This is a genomic window from Chryseobacterium sp. ERMR1:04, assembly GCF_001297705.1.
Lineage (GTDB): Bacteria > Bacteroidota > Bacteroidia > Flavobacteriales > Weeksellaceae > Chryseobacterium.
Genome location: NZ_LIRF01000003.1, coordinates 1,320,991 through 1,343,807 on the forward strand (window position 1 = coordinate 1,320,991; position 22,817 = coordinate 1,343,807).

Annotated in this window: 15 protein-coding genes; 8 read left to right on the forward strand and 7 right to left on the reverse strand. The window is 32.2% G+C overall.

The genetic code is table 11. The features are described 5' to 3' along the window. The first annotated feature begins 1 nt into the window (after window position 1). From AMQ68_RS06110 to AMQ68_RS06120, 3 genes are all read left to right on the forward strand, one after another. Window positions 2–3,580: a DUF6443 domain-containing protein gene (locus AMQ68_RS06110; protein ID WP_054509681.1), complete on the forward strand. Its 3,579-nt coding sequence runs from the start codon at window positions 2–4 to the stop codon at window positions 3,578–3,580. Beyond that, window positions 3,577–4,068: a hypothetical protein gene (locus AMQ68_RS06115; protein ID WP_054509682.1), complete on the forward strand. Its 492-nt coding sequence runs from the start codon at window positions 3,577–3,579 to the stop codon at window positions 4,066–4,068. The genes AMQ68_RS06110 and AMQ68_RS06115 overlap by 4 nt, the downstream gene beginning before the upstream one ends. Window positions 4,069–4,163: 95 nt before the next feature. Continuing rightward, entirely contained in the window at window positions 4,164–4,649 is a 486-nt protein-coding gene (locus AMQ68_RS06120; protein ID WP_054509683.1) for a hypothetical protein, read from the forward strand. A 490-nt stretch (window positions 4,650–5,139) separates the two neighbouring features. Here AMQ68_RS06120 and AMQ68_RS06130 read toward each other — a convergent pair whose 3' ends face one another. The 4 genes from AMQ68_RS06130 to AMQ68_RS06145 form a co-directional block, all read right to left on the reverse strand. Then, window positions 5,140–6,630, reverse strand: a complete 1,491-nt coding sequence (locus AMQ68_RS06130) for a hypothetical protein (RefSeq protein WP_054509684.1) — start codon at window positions 6,628–6,630, stop codon at window positions 5,140–5,142. A gap of 167 nt (window positions 6,631–6,797) precedes the next feature. After that, window positions 6,798–7,061 carry a helix-turn-helix domain-containing protein gene (locus tag AMQ68_RS06135; protein ID WP_054509685.1) on the reverse strand — a complete coding sequence of 88 codons (264 nt, stop codon included), beginning with the start codon at window positions 7,059–7,061 and terminating at the stop codon, window positions 6,798–6,800. A gap of 78 nt (window positions 7,062–7,139) precedes the next feature. Continuing rightward, entirely contained in the window at window positions 7,140–8,060 is a 921-nt protein-coding gene (locus AMQ68_RS06140; protein ID WP_123905620.1) for a hypothetical protein, read from the reverse strand. 147 nt (window positions 8,061–8,207) lie between these two features. After that, complete coding sequence (locus AMQ68_RS06145) at window positions 8,208–9,467, reverse strand: hypothetical protein (protein ID WP_054509687.1); 1,260 nt, start codon at window positions 9,465–9,467, stop codon at window positions 8,208–8,210. Between the two features lie 433 nt (window positions 9,468–9,900). Between AMQ68_RS06145 and AMQ68_RS25540 the strand changes: the two genes are divergently transcribed. From AMQ68_RS25540 to AMQ68_RS06170, 5 genes are all read left to right on the forward strand, one after another. Continuing rightward, the gene (locus AMQ68_RS25540; RefSeq protein WP_054509688.1) at window positions 9,901–10,140 is read left to right on the forward strand and encodes an efflux RND transporter permease subunit; all 240 of its coding nucleotides are present in this window, start codon (window positions 9,901–9,903) and stop codon (window positions 10,138–10,140) included. 32 nt (window positions 10,141–10,172) lie between these two features. Continuing rightward, complete coding sequence (locus tag AMQ68_RS06155) at window positions 10,173–10,364, forward strand: hypothetical protein (protein WP_054509689.1); 192 nt, start codon at window positions 10,173–10,175, stop codon at window positions 10,362–10,364. Window positions 10,365–11,097: 733 nt separating this feature from the next. Beyond that, a complete protein-coding gene (locus AMQ68_RS06160; RefSeq protein ID WP_054509690.1) occupies window positions 11,098–12,636 on the forward strand; it encodes a hypothetical protein in 1,539 nt (512 codons plus the stop codon). Between the two features lie 162 nt (window positions 12,637–12,798). Then, entirely contained in the window at window positions 12,799–15,918 is a 3,120-nt protein-coding gene (locus AMQ68_RS06165) for a LodA/GoxA family CTQ-dependent oxidase (protein WP_054509691.1), read from the forward strand. 2 nt (window positions 15,919–15,920) lie between these two features. Then, window positions 15,921–17,042 (forward strand): NAD(P)/FAD-dependent oxidoreductase, encoded by a 1,122-nt coding sequence (locus tag AMQ68_RS06170; RefSeq protein WP_054509692.1) that lies wholly within the window; start codon window positions 15,921–15,923, stop codon window positions 17,040–17,042. A gap of 560 nt (window positions 17,043–17,602) precedes the next feature. Here AMQ68_RS06170 and AMQ68_RS06175 read toward each other — a convergent pair. From AMQ68_RS06175 to AMQ68_RS06185, 3 genes are all read right to left on the reverse strand, one after another. Next, window positions 17,603–18,121 carry a DUF2911 domain-containing protein gene (locus AMQ68_RS06175; RefSeq protein WP_054509693.1) on the reverse strand — a complete coding sequence of 173 codons (519 nt, stop codon included), beginning with the start codon at window positions 18,119–18,121 and terminating at the stop codon, window positions 17,603–17,605. Between the two features lie 35 nt (window positions 18,122–18,156). Then, window positions 18,157–19,848, reverse strand: coding sequence for a sodium:solute symporter (locus tag AMQ68_RS06180; RefSeq protein ID WP_054509694.1), 1,692 nt, complete (start codon window positions 19,846–19,848; stop codon window positions 18,157–18,159). Window positions 19,849–19,948: 100 nt separating this feature from the next. After that, window positions 19,949–22,453 carry a PIG-L family deacetylase gene (locus AMQ68_RS06185; protein ID WP_054509695.1) on the reverse strand — a complete coding sequence of 835 codons (2,505 nt, stop codon included), beginning with the start codon at window positions 22,451–22,453 and terminating at the stop codon, window positions 19,949–19,951. Window positions 22,454–22,817 lie beyond the last annotated feature (364 nt).

Genomic DNA, 22,817 nt, shown 5'->3' on the forward strand with positions numbered 1-22,817 from the left:
GATGAAAAAGATAATTATCCCAATCGGAGCTTTACTGATCTCGAGTTTAGCCCATGCACAGAATCTGCCTATAACAGAAAATTATGTACAGACAAGAACTTACCTTGAACCAGTAACCACAAGCATTTCAACTGCAAAACAAATCCATACCGTTCAATATTTTGATGGTCTTGGAAGACTAAAACAAGTAGTGAATGTAAAAGCATCACCTCTGGGAAGAGATGTGGTGACTAAAATCGAATATGACGGTTTTGGAAGACAGGTTAAAGATTATCTTCCTGTTCCACAAGGAGGAACAATGAATGGAGTAATTGTTCCCAATCCTTTAGATTATGCTCCCAATACACCTTTAGGAAACGAAAAGATATTTGCAGAGAAGGTTCTTGAAAACTCTCCTTTAGACCGAGTATTAGAACAAAAACAAGTTGGAACAGATTGGGCAAACAAACCTGTGAAATTTGACTATGAAGCCAATACTACAGAAGATTTGGTAAGAAATTATGTAACTACAACGACTTGGGATGCTGCCAATAAAATGTTTGCCTCTTCCGTTCAGACCTCTCAATTTTTTTCACCTGCACAATTATACAAAACTACCGTTACCGATGAAGATGGCAACAAAACCATTGAATTTAAAAACGGAAGAGGACAAACACTGCTCGTAAGAAAAGTTATTTCTGCTACCGAAAATGCAGATACTTATTATGTGTATAATGAGTACAATCAATTGGCCTATACCATTCCGCCCATAGCTGCAAAATCAGGTTTAACTGATCCTACAACTTTAGATAATCTTTGTTATCAATACCGATATGACAGTAGAAATAGGCTAGTTGAGAAGAAATTACCTGGAAAAGGGTTGGAATATATGGTCTATGACAAGCAGGATCGATTGGTTCTGATACAAGACACTGTTTTAAAAGGAAAAGGACAATGGCTTTTTACTAAATATGATCAATTCTCACGACCAATTTACACAGGGACATTAGACAGTCCTTCTGGCAGAATTCAACAGCAAAACGCAGTAGACGGACAAGGTTCTAATAATGAAACCAGAGATAGATTAAGTTGGAATAACAGCGGTATGGATGTTTTTTACACAAAATCTGGAGCTTATCCTACTTCAAATTTTAAGGTATTGACTGTCAATTATTATGACACATACCAAGCATATAACTTCAATCCGACATTTCCGACAAGTATTTTCGGAAAGCCAACATTGACAGATGATCCTTCAAATTCAGGAATGAGTACCAACAGTTTTCCTGTCATGAGTTTGGTTAAAAACATTGAAGAGGATAATTGGACTAAAAACTATAGTTATTATGATGAGAAAGGACGTGTAATTGGAACCTACTCTATCAATCATTTGGGAGGTTATACCAAAACAGAATCTGAGCTTGATTTTGTAGGTGTTCCAATTCAAATTACTAAACGACACAAAAGATTAGATACTGACACGGAAAAAATAATCACTGAAACATTTACATACGATCATCAAAATAGATTGCTCGTTCATAAACATAAAGTAGATAACAATACTGAGGAAATTTTAGCTCAAAATAAATACAATGAGCTTTCTCAGTTAGAATCTAAAAAAGTTGGAGGAACAAGTATAGCAACTCCACTTCAAACTATTGATTACAAATACAATATTAGAGGCTGGATGACAAAGGTAAATGATCCTGTTGACTTAGGAACTGATCTTTTTGGTTATAAGATAAATTACAATACAGTTGAAGGGTTGGAGACTCCAAATTCAGATTTTCCAGATCTAAAAGTAAAACCAAAGTATAACGGGAATATTGCAGAAATATCTTGGAGAACACTAACTCAGGAAAATGATCCTTTAAAAAGATACGGATATTCTTATGATAATTTAAACAGGCTTTCAGCAGGATTTTATCAAAAAGAAGGAAGCGAGTCTTCAAAAGAGTATTTTGAAAAACTAGATTATGATCTTAATGGGAATATTTTAAGATTAAAAAGATCTGAAGGGGTGTTAACAGGAACTAATATTGCGATGGTTATCGATAACCTGAAATATGATTATACAGGCAACAGACTGACCAAAGTAACAGAAGAACAAGTTGGAAACAGTAACGGTTACCCTTACCTTGCAAATCATAATACTATTACTTATGATGATAATGGGAATATGACTACCCATAAGGATAAAGGATTAGCTTCTATTACTTATAACTATCTTAACCTTCCCAATGTAATAACAGGAGTGCCTGGCAAAACCAAGAAAATAGTATCTAGTATTTATAGAGCGGATGGTGTGAAAATTTCTAAAATAATCAGTACAACACAAGATACCAATACTACAGATTATTTAGATGGTTTTCAGTATAAGTTTTATAGTGGTGACCTTACACCAATAAATCCTATGGGATTACAGTTTATGCCAACATCTGAGGGGTATTTTGATTTTATAAATAATTCCTATATTTACAACTTTACAGATCATTTAGGAAACGTGAGATTAACTTACACAGATGCCAACAAGGATGGAGTTATACAGCCTAGACAGTATCGGGTTCAGGAATGTGACGGATCTTGGGATCCTATGAATCCGCCAAACTGTATAGATTATTGGAAGCCAGGAGAAATTGTAGAAGTAAATAATTATTATCCTTTTGGGTTATTGCATAATTATACTGTAACTACTCAGAATGCTTATCAATATAAGTACAACGGTAAGGAATTGCAGGAAAATGGAATGTATGATTATGGTGCCAGATTCTATATGGCAGATATCGGGAGATGGGGTGTTGTCGATCCATTGGCAGAGAAAATGAGAAGATGGTCAACATATAACTATGCTTTTGATAATCCTATTAGATTTATTGATCCAGATGGTAAAGAGGCTTTGGATCCCATTTACGGAAGGAAAGGTGTGTTTAATAATGGACTTAAGTTGATAGGTGATGATGGAAAAAATACAGGAGCAGCATATATCGCAACAGGGAAGGTTAGAAAAGCTGTTGAAGCAGCGACAAAAAATGGTCAAAATTATACAGGTGACTTATCCGCAAGTACAAATGTTGCACATATTCCTACAGGGAATAGGCTAGGAAGTGTTGTAAGTTCGGTTGCGGATACAAAAGCTTCTGGTAGAGAAAATGGAGGGTATGCCTTTAAAGGTGATAAAAGTGTAACAAGAGCAGATCAAGGAAATGTTCCAAAACAATATTATAATGATAGTAATCAGATTGTTACAGAAGCTTCAATGCAAGTATTTACATCAAACGGTAAAGGAGGACTGCCAAAAAATGCTTCAAATTTAGAAATGTGGTGGCACGATCATCCTGATACTGTAGTAAACATAATTTCTTCTAAACAGCTTGGTGATTCTAATCCTTCACAAGCCGATTTAGATGTTCAAGGTATTTTAGAAGAAAGGGGTTATAAAGGTAATTCATTCGTAATAGGGACACATAGTAATGATGTCACCTATTTTAATGGAAGTGGTAGTATCGTAAATGTAAACTACGATGATTGGCAAAATGCAGGGGTAAGTGCTACAGTAAATTATGTAGGTTCTATAATTATAAATTTAATGTTAAATAGATGAGAAAGATATTAATTTTTATATGTATTGTATTAGTGTTTTCATGTCAAGCTCAGCGTGAAAAAAATGATATTTTAAGTAAGAATAAAAAACTCTATAGTTTACTATACAAAACAAATGGTAATATTTTTGTTTTAGGTTCATCTGAATTTGAATCTTCTTATATGTGGAGTTATACTAAGAAAAACTTAGTTATTTACAATTTAAGGAATGGAAAACTAATAAATGAGAAAACTCTTAATCTTAAAGAACAAAATAATAAGTGGCGCTTCAATCCATCGAAAGATGACAGTGGCATTGACAGATGTATAGCAACTGATGGTTTCACATTAATGTATAAAGTTAAAGATGGTGGATCTTTTATTGAAAGACGTTTTCCTGTTAGTCTAGAGTGTTTGAAAAATAGTTCATATGAAACAGATTTTTTTAAAAATTTAGTTTCTGATATTAATTTTTATAACATTGGATGGGGAAAACACCTTAATGAATAATCAATAAATGGTATACTATAAATTATAAGCCTGTTAGTTCTATAAGCAATAAAAACTGTAGATTACATGTAAAAACTAACAACTTTGTAAAGTTTATGAAAAAATTACTATTAATACTTTTTACACTAATAATTTCTTTAAGTTATGGTCAAGAAACTAAAAGTCAACGCTTTTCCACGAACAAAAGATTATTAAATAAATTACTTAAAAAAAATGGGAATGCATTTGAAATAGTTGCTTCTGGGAATGTTGTTTCTTATATATGGACTTATTCTGCCACTAGTATAGATATATACTCGTTGATTAAAGGAAAAAAAACTTCACTCAATTCATATATTCAAGATAATAAAAATATAAAGTGGCTTATTCAAAAGGATTTTAAGCAATATAAACTGAGAGATTGCCAAATACTCGATGGAAGCATATTCATTATTAATATTATTCATAAAGAAGAAAATAATAAACTGATAGAAAAAGAATATCCTGTTGATTGGGGATGCTTAAAAACAACTGAGTTTACTTCCGAATTCTATAAGAATTTATCCCTGGATATTAAAAAATATAAAATAGGTTGGGAATAAGCTTTGTTTTGTAAAGTATTGTTTATTCTAAAAATTCAGAAATATTCTTGCAAGTAATATGTTTAAAATATTGACTTACTAATAAATTTAATTTCTTTTTTAGAACAAAAAATGTTATATTTTAATGCTATCCATTATGTGCAAGAATCATTTGTAAAAAAAATATTGGGATTAAGAAGATGCATGGTTTTATTTACATTTTCAAGATGGAGAAGCAGTAAGATAAATTGAAATAAATTCTACAGGAAAGATTTTTCTAACTTTAGAAAATCCACAACAAGAAGAAAGAATCAATGCTGTACGATCAGTCACTTGCAGATCTGGATTTGGAACCATCAGATTTTATTACCAAAACAGAATTTGATCAGATCTGGAATGAAAATTTAAAGCCTCACATTTAGTGGGGCTTTATTATTGAGTGTCTGGGGACCAATCTTGTACCTTTGTGTATAAGGCTGATCTAATCTTTCACAAGCATAAATTCAGACATTTAAGCCACTTTCAGGCACTCATCACTATTACACCATAATTCCGATTTAAAACTTGGCAAAACACCCTGAGAATAGCTTAAAAACAGCTCCTGTACCATAGATTCTAATATAGGAAACCAACTCTGAGTAGTACAGAAAGAATCATGTATTGTCCAAAGTGGCATATCAGGATTCATTTCTGCAATCTGTTTTGTAATAGTATCAATTACGCAATCAGATTCAACCTGTTGCAGAAGTTTTGGAAACAGTTTAAATGAATCTTTTTCATCCGAAGTCGTTTTGAATATCTCGATACATTCACACAACAAAGGAAAATACTGTTTAAATATCAGATACTCTTTTGACGGTTTTTTGAGCGGAGTGTAAAGAATTTGTAATGTAAGTTTTTTCATCAAATCCCGTTTAGTCGGGAAATCTTTTACTTCTGCTTTCCCTGTATCTGAATTGTAAAATTTCTTTCTAAACACACCGTCATGGTCAGGTTTAATATCTGGAAAGAGCGGCATTAAAAACTCATAAAATTCGCCTGTCAATACGGCTTTTTTTAGCGGGATAAATTCCTCTTGAAAAGCTTTACTAGACGTTATTTGTTGTAATTTCTGCAACATAGTACCTATATTATCACTTCCAAATACTTTACTTATAATCTCTATAATCTTACTATTACTCAAACTTTCCAATACTAAAACCATAAAATAGGGTTGTGAGTTTTTAATATCCAAACTTTGAATGTTTTCGCCGTAATACGTCAGATATGGGCGGAATTTAGACGGCATATTAGTTAGGTTTGTGTGCAGTCTGTTATCTGAATCAGGATCACGGGAAATGCTGAAACATTGCTCTCTAAACATTAATGCAGTGTACCAATAGCTATACGCTTTTGCCATTATCGGATTTAATCTGGTGTAGCTCAAACTGTACTTATTATAACAGAAATCGGATGACAAATCATCATTAAGGCGGTCAACATCAAGGAATAAACCATTATCAAACCATTTCGAAAGATATGGACAGTCATTGCCGATGTCTTCTCTTAGTAGGTTTTTGACCAGAAACTTATCCGTCATTTCAAATATTGAAAAATCCAGACATTCAGTGCCTTCAAGTTTGACATTTGCAAAGTTGTATCGGTAACGTTTACAGAAACGACCTTTTGAATGATTTTTTTTATCCAGAATACCAATCTGTACAAAGTATTCAAAATATTTACTGTAACTAGAATCTTTCTTTTTTAATCGTTGGGAATCCATAGGTATAAATCCATCTTGATAAACTTTATCTTTTTTGTATGCAGGAATACTGATAACCAAACTCAGGAAGTAAAGGGCATTATCCATTTTGAACTCTTTGAACCGTGGTTGCTCCTGAACTTTTTCCTGAAGATAGTTAACGATAATTGTAGGTAACACTACTTTCCATTGATAATTCTCGTGATAAAAGGCTGATGCGTTGATATTGCGATTTGATTGCTTACTTTTATATTGTTTCATTTTATTGTTGTTTGTTAAAAAAAGATATAACAATAGCTCTCCATAGTATTTTTACTACAGCTAATACCTCGATTTGTTAAAATTTTTGGAGATTTAAAAATTTGATATAAAGAAGAAAAATCTAACTTTATAAATGGGATTGTCTAGAATTTCCCATGATTGAATGTTTAAGGATTTAAACGTGCTAAAACCTCGTTTTTAGAATAGTAAACTCTTTTACCAATTTTAGTATTTCTTAGAGTTCCATCATTATTCCAATGAAAAAGCGTTGTAAGACTAACATCTAACAGTTTTGCCGTTTCTACACGAGTATAAAAACATTTTTGATCTTTTGGCATTTGATCCTGTTGCATTTTTTCTAATACCTTATAAACTAATTGCTCAAACTCTTGCAGTAGTTCATCTTTTGAAATTGAAATTAACTGTATCATAATTTTTTGTTTAATTATTATGATACAAAGGTACAGGAGAGATTTTTCCGACTTTCGGAAGTTTTTTCCGATTGAGAATTACAAATTAAAAATATTGCTAAAATTATTTTCTCTTTGTTCTGAATATGATTTACTAAGACTTCTAAAACCCGCATTTTTTAAAAATTCCTCATAGTCTCTTTCCGTAATGAAATTATTTTCATTCAACCAGTCAATATATTTGAAATGTTTATGATTAAAAACAAATTCTAGTTGTTTCATCTTCTGAAAAAGATAGGAATAGTCAACAAATCCATTGACTATATGGTTTTTAGAATATTTAACAAATTGCTTATAGGTAGATTTTTCTTTAAATATATCTTTCCAGTCAATGTTATTTTCATGTTTATTATCTTTCTTCTGATTTTTATCCTTTTTTAAAATAAATTTATTTTCTTCTTTATACGTTTTATATAATGGAGACGTTATATCAATATACTTTTTATGATTTTCTATTATTCGAATCATTGATCTATTAAACAATCCCGAAATCTTTTTAATATTTTCATTATCAATATAAAAAGTAACAAGATTAGAAAAGACTAATGGAGCAAATTTATAGTAAGTAAGATTTTTCTCTATTTTTTCTTTACAATTATGAAATTGTTGCAAAAGTTCAGAATTGATAAACAGTTTTATTCCTTCTGGATCAGTTTTATAATTATCTAGTATATAATCTTCTAGATCTTTTTCAATTTGGGTAAGAATTGATGTAAAATTCTGCAATAAAATTTCAGAGTAATTATTTTTTTGTTCAATAAAATCAAAATAGTTAATGATTCTTATATTTTCAGTATTTGAAGAGTTGTTAAAGAAATCAAAAGCAAGAACATACATGAAGCCCTTATTTTTAACAGCTTCTTTCATTTCTTTATTAATAGGTATTAGATGCTCAACAATAGTGATTTTTCCGATAGTATTTTGTTTTTCATCAAAAACAGCTACATTTTTGCCAAGCATAAATTTTTCTAACGTATGCCTGTCATAAATATTGATTACTTGAAGACTATTTCTGATATTGTCTATTTTCTGCATAATACCTTAAACTATAAATTTGTTCTTGATTTAGCTTTTATTCTTCAGCTATTACTATATGTAAAAATATAATTAAAACCCAATTTTAGCAAAACTATTTGCTGTTCGCACAGCCATTTCTTTTTCCGTTTTACCAATATACATAAGGAATTGTTTTTCTGTAGTATGACCAGTGACATACATAATATCAGCCGTAGGAATTAGAGTATGAAAATTAGTTGCAAAACTCCTTCTACCTATATGGCTCGCAACAAGTTTATATTTTGGATAATCTCCTAAAACTCCTCTTTTTGTTTTGTCTTCTAAAACTTGAGATTTACTACCATAAACGAGTTCAGTTATCTTAGCATGCTTACATACAATTTTTATATCTTGATTAAGTCTAACATCTGATATTTTGTTCGGAAACTCGCCACCTCTTTTATCCAATATTTTTTGTACTTCTTTAAGTATTGGAATTTGCATTAATTTCCTTGTCTTTTCCTGTCTGAATTCTATGTATCTCATATCTTTATCTTCCACAATCATAGATTTTTCAAATCTAAGAAAATCGCTCACCCTTTGACCTGTAAAACATGCAACAATTAGCCAGTCTCTTGCAATATCCAAATCCTCTTGAATTAATTCACACTTTTTAATTCGCTCAAGTTCTTCCAAACTTAGATATATATGTTTTGGTTTATCTTTTATAAATTTTGTGACTCCAAGTTTCCATTCTTTTGTGTGCGGATGCGTTTCAATATCATAATTTTCAGCAAATTTCGATATAGCTTTTGCATCCTTTAATTTGCTGTAGATTGTATCATGCTTATAATTTATATTTAAGCAATATTTTTCAAAACTATCTTTAAAATAGTTATCCATCTCCTTAAATTGTATAACAGGAGGTCTTTTGCTGAAATTACAAAAGTCAATTAACATACTCTTCAAAACTTTAATTTTGTAATTTGTTCTTTTTGTAATTGAATTTTGTCTAAGTTCTAAATAAGTATCAATTAGATTTGATGAATAGACACTTTTTTCTTTATGATTTAAAATGTTATTTACACAAGACTTCATCCAAACCTTTAAATCCAAAATAGAGTTAAGATTATTATATTCTTGTAAAATATATCCTTCTATTTTTAATAATTTGGTGTTGATGGATTCTAAATCTGTATCAAACATTTTTTTATTAGCATTTTTACATTTCCCATTTTTCCATTCATCAACACTACATTTTAATTCTTTCATGGATAAACTAATATCAGTATCCTTGTCCTTGAATCTTATCCAAATACTACTAGGTTTATTCTTAATATTACTTCTCAGAAAAAATACTACTGATGCCATAATTAAATATTTTTTTTGTTTTCTAAAATACTGAAATGTATCCGATTTTGTATCCGATTTATTTATTTTACCTAAATTAATTTAAATTCAACTTAATTAAACGTCCCTACCATAAGCTATTGACAGATACTATGACAGTTTAAGAGAATAATATAAATTAACTTAACGTAGTCCTGTCGAGGTCACCAACAAGCAAAATGGCTCCAATTTAATCCAAATTGAGCCATTTTTTGTTTGTGATTCCAGAATAATCCAAATTAGGATTTTTATTGTTTTAGTAAATTTAGGTTCGAAATACCAAAAAAAAAATTAGTAAACAATAGGTGTGCTGGCTGGGGTCATTTTCCTTTTGATCACTGGTAATCCAATGTCTCTTGTTTCACTAATAGGATTTATCGGTTTATCACGAATCCAGTTTAAGAATTCACTCTAATTGGTAGATTTTACCAATCAACTCCGTATCGAAGGAAAAAGCATTGATGAAGCAATTCATATAGCAGGTGAAACACGTTTCCTTCCGGTTATATTAACCTCTATTACCGTAATTTGTGGATTGATTCCAATCGCAATGAATCCAAACCCTCAGATAGCACCTCTTGCCATTGTTTTGATCGGAGGGCTTATAAGTTCAACAATTCTTTCAAGAATTGTAACACCTGTATGTATAAGTTGATACCACCAAACCTAGAACAAGAATAAAATAAGATGGGAAATCTAAAAGAGTTTATGTTGATATTTAGAATTTCAAAAAGCGAATATACAATTGTAAAAGAAAATGATGCGGTATTGCATCAGGAATGGAAAAAATACATTGCAATGATAGCAGCACAAGTTAAATTAGTCAATGTTTCAAGATTAAGTGATGAAGCGGTTGTAATAAGTGAACAATCTGTATAAAACAAAATTTTCGATGAAGATGACTTATCAATTAATGGAAATTTAACCCTAAAATCCGAAACTATAGAAGAAGTTATTTTGATAGCAAAAAAATGTCCCATATTATTAATAGGTGGAACAGTCGAAGTGAGAAAAACAATAACAATAAAGTAAAGAATTACATACTATTAAAACTAGCTAAATAATTACAATAAATGCTTTGAAGATATCTTCAAAGCATTTATTTCTATTTGTCAAAACATATTTACAGAGATTCTTTTAGATGCTATAATTTCCCACAATCTAGTTGAAGTTCATGAAATTACAAGATAACAAATTCAATTAAATACCAAATAAAAATTTAGTAACCATTCCATAATACATTACTTCAAAATTCAGTAATAATACTGAATTATTTTTACAGAAATTATATTAATATTGTTTTATTGATAAAGTATAAACTAAACCTATTAACGCAGGTTGGGGATTGATGTTATTCCCTATGCTTTTACCTATGGGTCATAATTTAGCCATGATTTTAGTAACTATTATTATGCTAACAGAGCATATGGAACATCCTCGAGTTCCTAAATGGGAAATTAATTTCAGACTAAAATTTTACAATTTATATTGTATAAAATGGGATTCGTAAAACAGTGTAATAATTTTTTTAATAATCCCCCTGTTTATAACTAAAGAATGTTATTGCAATTTTAAAAATATAATCAACTAAAAACTAATAATCTAAATAACCATGAAATTAAAATTTAAAAAACTGATGCTTTTGAGCATTACAACAGCTACTTTACTGGGGCTTACATCTTGTAAAAAAGAGACTTACTCTACAACTAAAACAAGCTTAGCAAGTATTTTTGAAGATTACAATAAGAATAATGAAATTAAAAATACAGTTGATACCATAGTTCTTGACAATGATCAAATGTTTGTTGACTGGTCTTGGCAAAAATTTTTATGGTTAACGTCAAATACCGAAGATAATGTTCCTGTATTTATGAAAGAATTAAAACAGGTTAATGATTTTGGCGAAGAAATAAAAATAGATTCTTTAAAAAAGAAAGGATTACCATCTTCATACATAAAAGATGGTAAATTACCATTAATCTTAGATTTGTATCAACAAGCAGACGGAACAAAATTGAGCAGCAAGAGCAACTCTCTTGTAAGATATTCGATACATGCTAATGACGGAATATTAGAGATGTTTAATTCAGCCGATGCATCATCAATTATTAGCCAAGCAGCTGAAATACTAAAAAATGATAGCTTAAAGCGTTCTATTCGTGAGAGTAAAAATCAATATCCAGTTGGTGCTACCGAAATTAAAATAGCTTGGATAGAAACATCTCAAGTAGTAGATTCTAGTAAAACTTTTAATATAACTGCAATTGTTAATCAACCTAATAAAAATTTCTACGAAAATTATAATAACGCTGAGCTAAAAAGAATGTCTATGATTGGCTTTCATATATTTACAGTTACAGCAGAGCACCCTGAAGGAGTATGGTCAACTTTTGATCAACGAGATTTAGCACCAGATAGAACAAGTTTTCATGGAGACCCTGTAAATTCTAAATCAGATAAATACACATTATTCGATGGAGCCTCTGTTGGAAATACAGAAGATGGAATTATTCAAGATAGAACCACTCTTACTCCAAAAGTTAAAAATAAAGTATTTCAATCCTATCCTGAAGGAGTTAGATATAATCAGGAATCTCAAGGAATGGACGTTATTAAAGAAGATAAAGAGTTTGCTACAATGATTAAATCTAGTAACGAATTAGCTAAAAAAGTCCTTACGAATAATAAAGTTAAAATATGGGCGAATTATAAATTAGTTGGCTCTATATGGTCAAAAACTAATGCTCCAATTAATGAGTTGCTGGATGGAGATTTATCAAAACCATATGGTACCGGTAATGGGCAAAGTTTTGGTAGTTTAGATTTAGCAAATGTCACTATGGAAACCACATTCCAAGCAGAAGGAATGAATTGTTTTACTTGTCACTCTATGAATAATAATTTATATAGAACAAATGCATCAAAAAAAATAAATGTTAAGTCTCCTTTAATTAACTCACATTTATTTGAAAAATATACAGAATTAAAAGCAGCATTATTAGCAATTCAAGGAACAGCCAAAACTGAAATGAATAAAGGATTGAATACTAATACAATAAAATCTTATAATAATTTAGATGAAATTAATAAGTTAAAAAATAACATAAGGGAATCGTCTCGTGAAGAAGCTAGAGAATTACTTAAAAAGTAGTTATAATACCATTAAAATACTGGATTGGTATTTAATTTTAAAAAAATTTACTTTAAATAAGTCAAAAAAAAGAAAGACACAAATTCGATCCAGTATTTAAGACAAAAGTAGCTCTACAAAAACCATGATGAGTTAAATAACAAATTAATTAAAACTAAAAAAATGGAAAAAAAATACATATCCGATCTTAAAGCTCAGTTCATAGATACGTACCAAAAAGTTATGATCGAAAATGGTGCAAATCCAGCACCAAGAGCCGTATTCAGAAAACAACATGGTGTAGTACATGGTGAATTAAGCTTAACCAATAATTTACCGGTTGAAAAATTAGTAGGTGATCTTGGTTTCTTTGGTATTAAAGATAATTTCAAGTGTGTAATGCGTTTTTCAAGTGACACAGACCCTAAAAAAACAGATGTAAAGTCTACAATCGGTTTGGGTTTAAAGATTTTTGATTTACCGAATAATGCTGAAGGGTTTGATGGACCAAATACAGATTTTATATTTCAAAATATTGATGTGTTTTTTGCTCAAAATGCACAACAAATGGTAGAATTCACGCAGATTTCCTCTTCTGGTGATATCAACCAATTAAATGAATATTATAGAGAAAACAAAGAATTGAAACGTATTTTAGACCAAATGGAAAAATACGAAGACAGTTGTTTAACCACTGCATATTACCCTATCATACCATTCCGCTTAGGTGAAAAACATATGATAAAACTACGGCTTAAACCAGCGGTTAAAGAAAACTTCCCTGTCATTATGAAGCAGAAAGATTATCTTGCTAAAGATTTACAACAAAAATTATCTAATGATTCTTACCAATTTATTCTTGAAGGACAAATCAAAGAGCTTGATGAAAAAATAGCAGATAATTTACAACTAAAATGGGATGAAAGTTTTATTGAAATTGGTAGATTAAACCTTCCCAAACAAGATTTGAATCTGATTGGAGTGAAAGAACTTGGTAATCATATTAATTTTAATTGCTGGCGTATAAATTCATTAAATCAACCTCTGGGCAGTATTGCTGATGCGAGAAGACATGTTTACAAATATGGTGCAGAAACGAGATACAGTGCTAATGCTTTAGAGTTCAGAGAACCTCTAGGAGAAATTTGCCCTTTTCGTGGACAAAATAAAGATGAAGAAACAGTTGACCACGAAATTGTAAGTGCAGCAATATATCCTTCAATAGGCATTATGCGTGTAGGAAATAGTGATGAGTACTATATAGGGACACAAGTTCCGGAACCCATCATGTCAAATGATCTTTCTTTTTATCGGGATAGAGAAGGCAAAATTAAAAGACAAGCAGCAGAATTTAGAATATATGGTCTGAATATTAAGGGAGAAGTTGTAAAAGAACTCACCCATCCTAATAGTAAAGACAATGTTGAAATTAGCTGGTCGTGCCATTTAGCCAACCAAAAAGCAGCTTGGTATCAATTCAATCTTGCGTTAGATATTCCGGAAGCAAATGAAGATGAATATAAATATTCATTTAAAAGAAATTCAGACATCCAAGATCGCATGAGCCTCGTTATTGATGGAGGTATAAAAAATATAAATAGCAAATCAATCAACAATTCAGCAAAATTTAAAGGGAAATTTTTAAGAGACACAGAAGTTTATCTTGGAGAAATATTTTTCGATAAGCATTCACCAAATTCCAAAAGATTACATGTACTTGGAGGTAAAGGTATATCGAAAAGTGTTAAAAATGAAATTGCTTTAGATTTTGCAAATAATGATGGTTGGTATGATGATACTTCTGATGGACCGGTAACAGCAACTGTAAAAGTCAATAATAAAGAAATTAATGTAAAACCGGCTTGGGTAATTTGTGCACCTCCAGATTATGCTCCTATGCAACAATCGGTAAGAACAATGTGGGATCTAATGAGGGATCTATCTGTAAGTAAACTTAATTTGCCTTCTCCAATTAGTCCTTCATTCTCTTATGACATATTTCCCATTTTTAAGAGAATGACAGAACTACAGTGGGTAAACAAAGGTTTTTTAACCACTTTTGGGTTCAATGGAGCTTATAATTTCAATGAAAATACATGGATTGAAAAATTAAGAGATGGAACTATGAATAACTTAGAATTCAGAAGACAAATGTTTAATCAGTTTAGGCAGTTTGATCTTCCTGGTTCTCAATCTCCAGCTTTATGGCCTTGGTTATATGGAGATGCTACAGAAAGAATAGGAACCGGAAGCCCTAGACAGCATAGTACATTGACAGATCTACAAATCAAAATGTTGCAGCAATGGGTAGATGGTAATTTTATTGATGATTGGGATCAATATAAAACCAATTATATTAGTCCTAAACCTTTAGATGAATATCCTGTAGAAGAGCAGGCTGACTTACTTACAAGAGCTGCTTTAGATTTTTGTCTAGCAGATGCTTTCCATCCAGGCTGCGAAATGACATGGCCGGTAAGAATATCTTCTATGTATGATTCTCCTTTCAGATTTAAATTTGATCAAGATCATCTTATTAAAGACAACCTTGATTACGGTCCTTTTATAGATCAAACGTTACTTAATAAAATAGTTAATCCTTTCGAATTTCAAGTTGCAGGCGGTATTACACGCTGGATGGCTATTCCTTGGCAAACAGATACAGCCTCTTGTAAAGATGGATACGACAGTTCATATGACTCTTATATTCCAACATTTTGGCCGGCAAGAGTGCCTAATGAAATTATTACTTACAAGCAATTTAAAGCGTTACAGGAAAAACAAGGAAATCCAGAAGAGCAATTAGAAATATTTAATCAACGTTTTGAGTGGTTAGAAGATCTACCTGGTAACCCTACCATTTATTCCCCATATGAAGAAATTATTAATAAAATGATTACTCATTTTGATGCTGTAGGCACAGTGCTACCTATGAAATTAGACGAAACAATTACGAATAACGATAACACTAAAGTTCCAGATACGGTGCAAGTTGCTTTAACCAGCTCATACACTAAAATTATAAATATCATTTTAAAAGAGACCAGACAAAAGCTAATAGATAATGTCGCAAAAGATAAGGTAATTGAAATAATATCAGATAATGTATTAAATTCTTCTAAATTACAAATTGACGAAGATCTAAAAAAAGAAGCGGAGCATATATTAAATAACTCAGAAGAATTAGAAAATCTATTGTCAAAAGTTCAACAAACAAATAAAGATTTACAAATAGAATATGTTAAACCAAATCAAAAAATAGTGACTATTCATGAAAGATTTAGAAGACGTTTTAATGCTTAATAATGAATAACGATTTCGACATTATAATTATTGGAGGAGGCATAGCAGGGTGTATCGCTGCTATGCACCTCCATTCGTTTTACAAAATTTTAGTCATTGAAAAACCAGAAAACACAAATGTTTTACATGGGGAAACTTTAGTTGCATCCAGTAGACGTATTTTTAGTGAATTAGGAATTGATATTGATGCAATAATGCAAAATCCACGGGTTGGCAAACCTACAATTGGTATGCAATCATATTGGGGAACCCCTTATCCTATCATACAAGATAGCATACAGAATCCTGAAGGTCACGGCTGGTCCATCGATAAGAATAATTTTGTAAATGAATTACAAAAAATAACAAGTGAGCGAGGTATTAAAATCATTAGAGAAAATATTATTAGTGTTGTAGAAGAGTCTCAACAATGGGCTTTGATTACAAAGACAAAGGAGGGTTTTGAAAATAATCATCAAGCTAAATTTATCATAGATGCTTCAGGACGTAGAAGTTTGATGGCTCAAAAAATGAATAGTAAGCATCTCAAAAAAGATCAACTTATTGGGATTCATGGAAGTATACACATTCCAACTGTAAAAGAACTTTCTACGATCTATAGTGTTGAAAATGGATGGTGGTATATTACCAAACTACCTAATAATAAACACTTGATTAGTTTCTTTACAGATTCCGATTTATGCGATAAAAAGTTGACAAAAGATGGAGAATTTTTTAAAAATTATTTTTTAGCCGAAAAAGATTTAATTAAAATTTTAGAAATTGAAGAAGAAACATTAGATTATGAATTTTTGGGTACAAAAGCATCCCATTCGTCCTATCTTAAATTGCCAGTGCAATTGAATTGGATAGCAATTGGAGATGCATGTTTAACCTTTGATCCATTATCCTCTCAAGGAATGTTTAATGCTTTAGCAATGGCTGCTCAATACTCCAAATTGATAATTAAATCGAATGTAGTTCATACCTTATCAGGAAACATTAAAAATGCATTTATAGCAGAATACAATCGTATTGCAGAAAATATTTGGTCTCGTTATGAATATCATCATTACATCTATTACAAGATGGAAAAAAGATGGCCAAACCAATTATTTTGGAATAGACGTCACTATCTTAAATAAGCATTATTGATGAAATTAAGTTATGGGATTTACTTAAAATTAAGGCAACAGTATACTTGAATGTAGCAGGCTTCATCTTTGTATAAATCGTATTAATTACATTCCAATTAAATATTGTCCTTCAAATCTTCATAAATGAGAGAAACCAATCGAAGTAAAATAAAGCCAAACGATTCCAATTTCGATTGTTTCAAATATTTAAAATCATCTTGCAAAAAATTCACAACTATAAAAAATTAAATTCTAAATTCGGAATTGCCAACTCTTGTTTAATTTGGCTCAAACGAATCAAATCATCAATAAAAGTGTTTGAAGATACGCTCGTCGAGGTCAATTTAATAGACAACTATTTATATAGCTGTCTCTTTTTTTACCCATAAACTACTCTTTATCATATTTTTACAATCTGAAATTTTGTATTCGATATTTTAAACGTAAAATGCTTAGTCTGTTTGAAATAAACAGTCTGACATTACATCAATAATACTCTTTGATACAATATCAATATTTTAAACAAAAAAATCCCGTATTAACGGGACTTTAATTTCTTGTATTTAAATCTATTTTATATCTACAGGAACTGAGATTTTATCCCAATCCATTGTGAATCCATTATTGTTTATTTTATACACTAAAGTTTCCTGTGTTGCAGGTAAAGCTTTTGTTTTTACATCAACACGTAAAGCATCTTTAGCTTCTTCGTATTTATAAGCGCCCCATTGTTTGGGTTCTTTGTTAAAAATCGCAGTCCAGGTTCCGTTTTTTTTAGGGATCAGGAAAAAGCTATATTTACCTGCAGGCAGTGATTTACCCTGAACGGTAATATTTTTATCCGTTTCGAAAGTTGTTGCTTCATTGGCACCCGCACGCCAAACTTTATCATAAGCTTCTAACCCACCCCAGATTTCACGCCCTTTTACAGAAGGACTGCTATACGCTATGGTAATAGTGGCATCCTTAATTTTTCCAGTAGCAGTAGCCGGAGGGCTGGCAGGTTTTTTAGTTTCCTGTGCAAAAGCATTCACTGAAATCGTCATTGCTGCAAAAAGTACGGTAGCAGATTTAATCATTGTTTTCATACTATTTTTATTTATTTGTTTTTACTGTTGTTCGTTTACGAATTTACTGCTTTCGGCTTATAAAACAGTAATCCGATTGTAGAAAATATAATGACTGCCGCTGCCCCGATTACATTCAACCAAAGGAAGGAAACGATATCGAATTGATAAACGGCAATAACCGTAATTTCTGATAAAATTGCAGAAATAAATACATTCGCGCCGTTGATTTTTTTATAATAAAAGGCGACAAGAAAAATCCCCAATATCGGGCCGTAGAAAAGAGAACCTAATACATTCACCGCTTCAATAAGGGAACCCATTTGAGTAGCAAACATAGCTACACCGATTGAGAAGATTCCCCAAGCTAAAGTGTGCAGGCGACTGTATTTCAATTCGGTCGCATCATCAGGAATTTCTTTTTTGAATATCAAATGAACATCTTTTAATGAGCAGGCGGCAAGGGAATTTAACGCTGCCGAAATTGAACCCCAGCTGGCCAGAAAAATGACGGCAAACAGTAAACCAATCATCCCGACTGGCAAGGTATTTTTCACGAAATACAGGAAAATATAATTGGTATCCGTTTTCTCCGCATTATAGTTTGAATGATTGATCGCTTCTTCTACCCTGCCGTGAAGTGCTTTTACCTGAGTTTGTGTGTTTTTAAAATCCTGAATTGTTTTTTTAAGCTGGGGAGATTGAGTTTCTTTCAACTTTAAAATTTCTTTTGATTCTGCATTAAATTTTGTTTGTAAATCCTGATGTTCTTTTTCAAAAACCGCAGCCTGTTCAGGTTTTGCTTCCTTTAAATGTTGGTAAGAACGTTCGTTAAAATAAATCGGAGCCGGTTTTAGAGAAAAGAATGCGAAAAGCAAAGCACCGATCAGGAGAATAGCAAATTGCATCGGAATTTTAACCAATCCGTTCAACAGCAAGCCCATTTTTGCATTAGTGTCGTCCTTCGCAGTAATATACCTCCCGACCTGACTCTGGTCTGTACCGAAGTAAGAAAGTGCCAGAAAAAAACCACCAATTAATCCGCTCCAAATATTGTATTTATCTTTCCAATCAAATTCTGTGGTGATTACATTAAGCTTTCCGGATTTTCCCGCCAGATAAAGCGCATCCTTAAAGCCAATTCCATTCGGCATATTTTGAATAAGCAGATACCCTGCAAAAGCCATGGTTCCCAGAATAATCAGAAACTGTAGTTTTTGGGTGTGAGCGATCGCTTTTGCACCGCCAACATAGGTATAAATCATCAGAATACCACCTGTTAAAACATTGGTTATATAAATATTCCAGTTTAAAACGCTTGATAAGATGATACTCGGAGCGTAAATACTGATTCCCGTTGATAAACCTCTGGAAAAAAGAAAAAGCAGTGAAGTGAGCACCCTTGTTTTTTTATCAAAACGGTTTTCTAGATATTCATAGGCCGTGTAAACATTTAAACGCTGAAAAATCGGGATGAAAGTAATACAGATAACAATCATCGCCAAAGGCAAACCAAAATAATACTGAACGAAACGCATACCGTCCGTATACGCCTGGCCCGGTGCTGAAAGAAAAGTAATCGCACTTGCCTGCGTGGCCATAATGCCTATCAACACAATATACCAAGGCATTTTATTATCAGCTTTCAGATATGATTCATTGCTTTTTTGGCCACGACCGATAAACACGCCGTAAACAACCACTGCAACAAGTGTAACAATAAGAACTGTCCAATCTATAGTACTCATGCCCAAAATTTAGTAAACAAATAATAAAATGCGATCTGAACAACTAATGCAATTGCTAATAGTATGTACCAGGTATTCCAATTTTTAAGTGGTTTATTCATCAGTTTTTCTGTGCAGATAAAAAGTTTAAAAATAATCGTGCTGCACCCACATTTCCCGCAGGAAGCTGTCTGAAAAATGCCAACGGTGTATAAATAAAATTACCCTTCCCGTATTTGGCATATAAAGTTGATCCCTGCAAAGGCTCTTCATCGGTATCGTGCATTTCAAAAAGCGGTTCATACGCTGCATCCCATTGAGCAGGGAAATAGGCGCCACGCTCCTGCACCCAACCCTTAAAATCATCAGCCGTAATTTTGTTTGGAAAATTCAACAATTTATGATTTGGATTTAAAAATTTAACATCAGCATTTTCTTCAGTAACCCGTTTATTGGCAATACTGAAATTGTAGATACCCAATTGATCAACGGTTGTATCCTGATTGGTGTTGTATTGCATCACCAAATTACCTCCACCTTTTACATAAGACCATAAAAAAGGCATCCAGCGACCCAGCTTTTTCTCTGTGTTATTGGCACGAACACCCAATACAATGGCGTCATATTGCGAAAGCTTGTTTTGACTACCTTTTCCGCCAGATTCATCTAGGTTGCCATAAAAATCTTCGTCTTTCAAGACATCTACTTGAATACCCGCAATACGCAAGAACTCAGGAATGAAATCGCCCGCACCTTGTATATACCCCACTTTTTTAACCTTCGTCTGAATATCACCTTTCATCACTGCGACTGTTGCAGGCGTAAAATATTGTAATGAAGGTAAATGCGGATACTGAATTAATACCTGTTTTTTATTATAAGTAACTCCATCTGCAACAAAATTGGCATCCAATTGCAAGCGAGAAGTATTTATTGAGGTAAGCTTCGATTTTGGAATAACGTAATCGACGGTAAAATCTTGTCCATTCATTGATTTTAAATCACCACCGCCTAATCGTTCTCCGTTATACATCAGATTAACTTTACCATTACTGAACTTTTTGCTGGAATTAACCTTTACATTTAAATTCAAATGTAGATCTTCATTTTCTTTAACTAAATAAAGCGGTTGTGTAAATTTCAGTTCCAATGCAGGAACAATGCGCAAGGCTTCGACCACATCACCACGCACTGGGTCTAGTTTTTTGAAAGATAAAGGAAGTTTAACCTGAAAATTGTCCGAGTCGATTTTTAAACTAAGCAAAACATTCAATGGTGATTCTGCCTCAGGCAAACCGATTAAAGTATCATTCGGAACAGAGAAAGCCCCTGCGTTTGTGGGAGATTTCGCCAACCAGTAAGGTTCTGTAAGTGCTGCATCTGCAGGAATCTGAATATCATGCTGAATGGTAATTAAAGAATCTTTTGATAGTTTTCTGTTGAAGCTTTCTGATCGACTTAACCATTTTACATTTTCTAAAACGACAGGATTTGCAGCTCTTGAAATCAAATTTAACCTAAAATTGTAATGGTCTCCGGCGACAGCTTCAGCTTGATTGGTCACTACTTCGCCCATAAACCCGGCACAGCTTACAATGATATTGTCGAGTGCCGCAATTTTATCCTTTTTTAGGTCTACATCTTTTAATTCCATCACCTTTTTTCGCAAAGCAAGCAAAGCAGGCAAGCTCTGGTCCGGCTCGTTGAAATTGAAAGCCGAAATAATTTTATCTAGTGATTGATCAATATCAGCGTTTCCTTTTGCGGTCCACGTTTTAACGACTCCATCAAAAAGGGTTGCTTTTGCAGGCTCTCCAATAACGTGGGAAAAATATTCAGTTTTAATCCCTGCTACAGACTGTGTTCCCGCACCCTGGCTTTTATGTAAACTTCTGCTTAATCCTGCCAATTCGCCATAACCCATTCCCAATTGTGCATCATATTGCCCAACGGTAACTTTCAGTTGATTTTCAGCTGTTGTATTGACCGCACCAAATCGGAACGTATTCCACAATACGCGTTTTGGCTGCCATACAGTAACATATTTCAGTTGATTGGGGAAAGCCGTTTTATCGCCTGCCAGCTTAAAAGCTTTTTCCGCAACCACAGCCGAAGCCGCATGTTGTCCGTGCCCTGCCGCAGCAGTAGGAGGAAAACGACAAATGATAACATCTGGACGGAATTTACGGATTACCCAAACTACATCCGCTATAATGCTATTTTCATCCCATTGTTTAAAGGTATCGGTCGTATTTTTAGAGAACCCGAAATCAATCGCCCGGGTAAAAAACTGTTGGGCACCGTCTAATTTTCTTGCCTCTAAAAGCTCATGCGTTCTGATTAACCCCAATGCAGCCCCTTGCTCTGTGCCTAATAAATTCTGACCGCCATCACCTCTGGTTAAAGATAAATAGCCCGTTTCTACATTTTGATTGTTGATTAACCAAGAGAGTAACCCCGTATTTTCATCATCGGGATGAGCCGCAAGATATAAAACTTTAGGCAGCTGTTTAAGTGTTTTGAGTTCACGGTAAATTTCAGATGATTTGGTAGGTCGGACCTGCTGGGCCGAACAAAAAACCGTATACAATCCAAGGATCAATACAGTGCTTACTTTTTTGAACATTTAATTTTACTTTGCAGGACAAATATAAGTAAATCATCTTTCTTTCAAACTTAAAAGAATTATAGTCTGAATTTCATAAAATTAAATAAATATAATTGCGCATTATATTAAACCACAAAAGGCACAAAAGCTTTTTAAACACTTAAACTATTTTAAGTTATATACTTTGTCTGTAAAAAGTACCCTATATATTAAACAAAAATCATCTTTTAGAGAAAAATAGAATTTGATATCAATAGTTTTAATGAAACATACAATACTGAAATTACAAACCAATTCATAATTTTCATATTTTAACAAAATATTACGAATTAATTATTTTTTTTCATTTATAAATACTTTTCATTACTTTTTTTAACGAAAA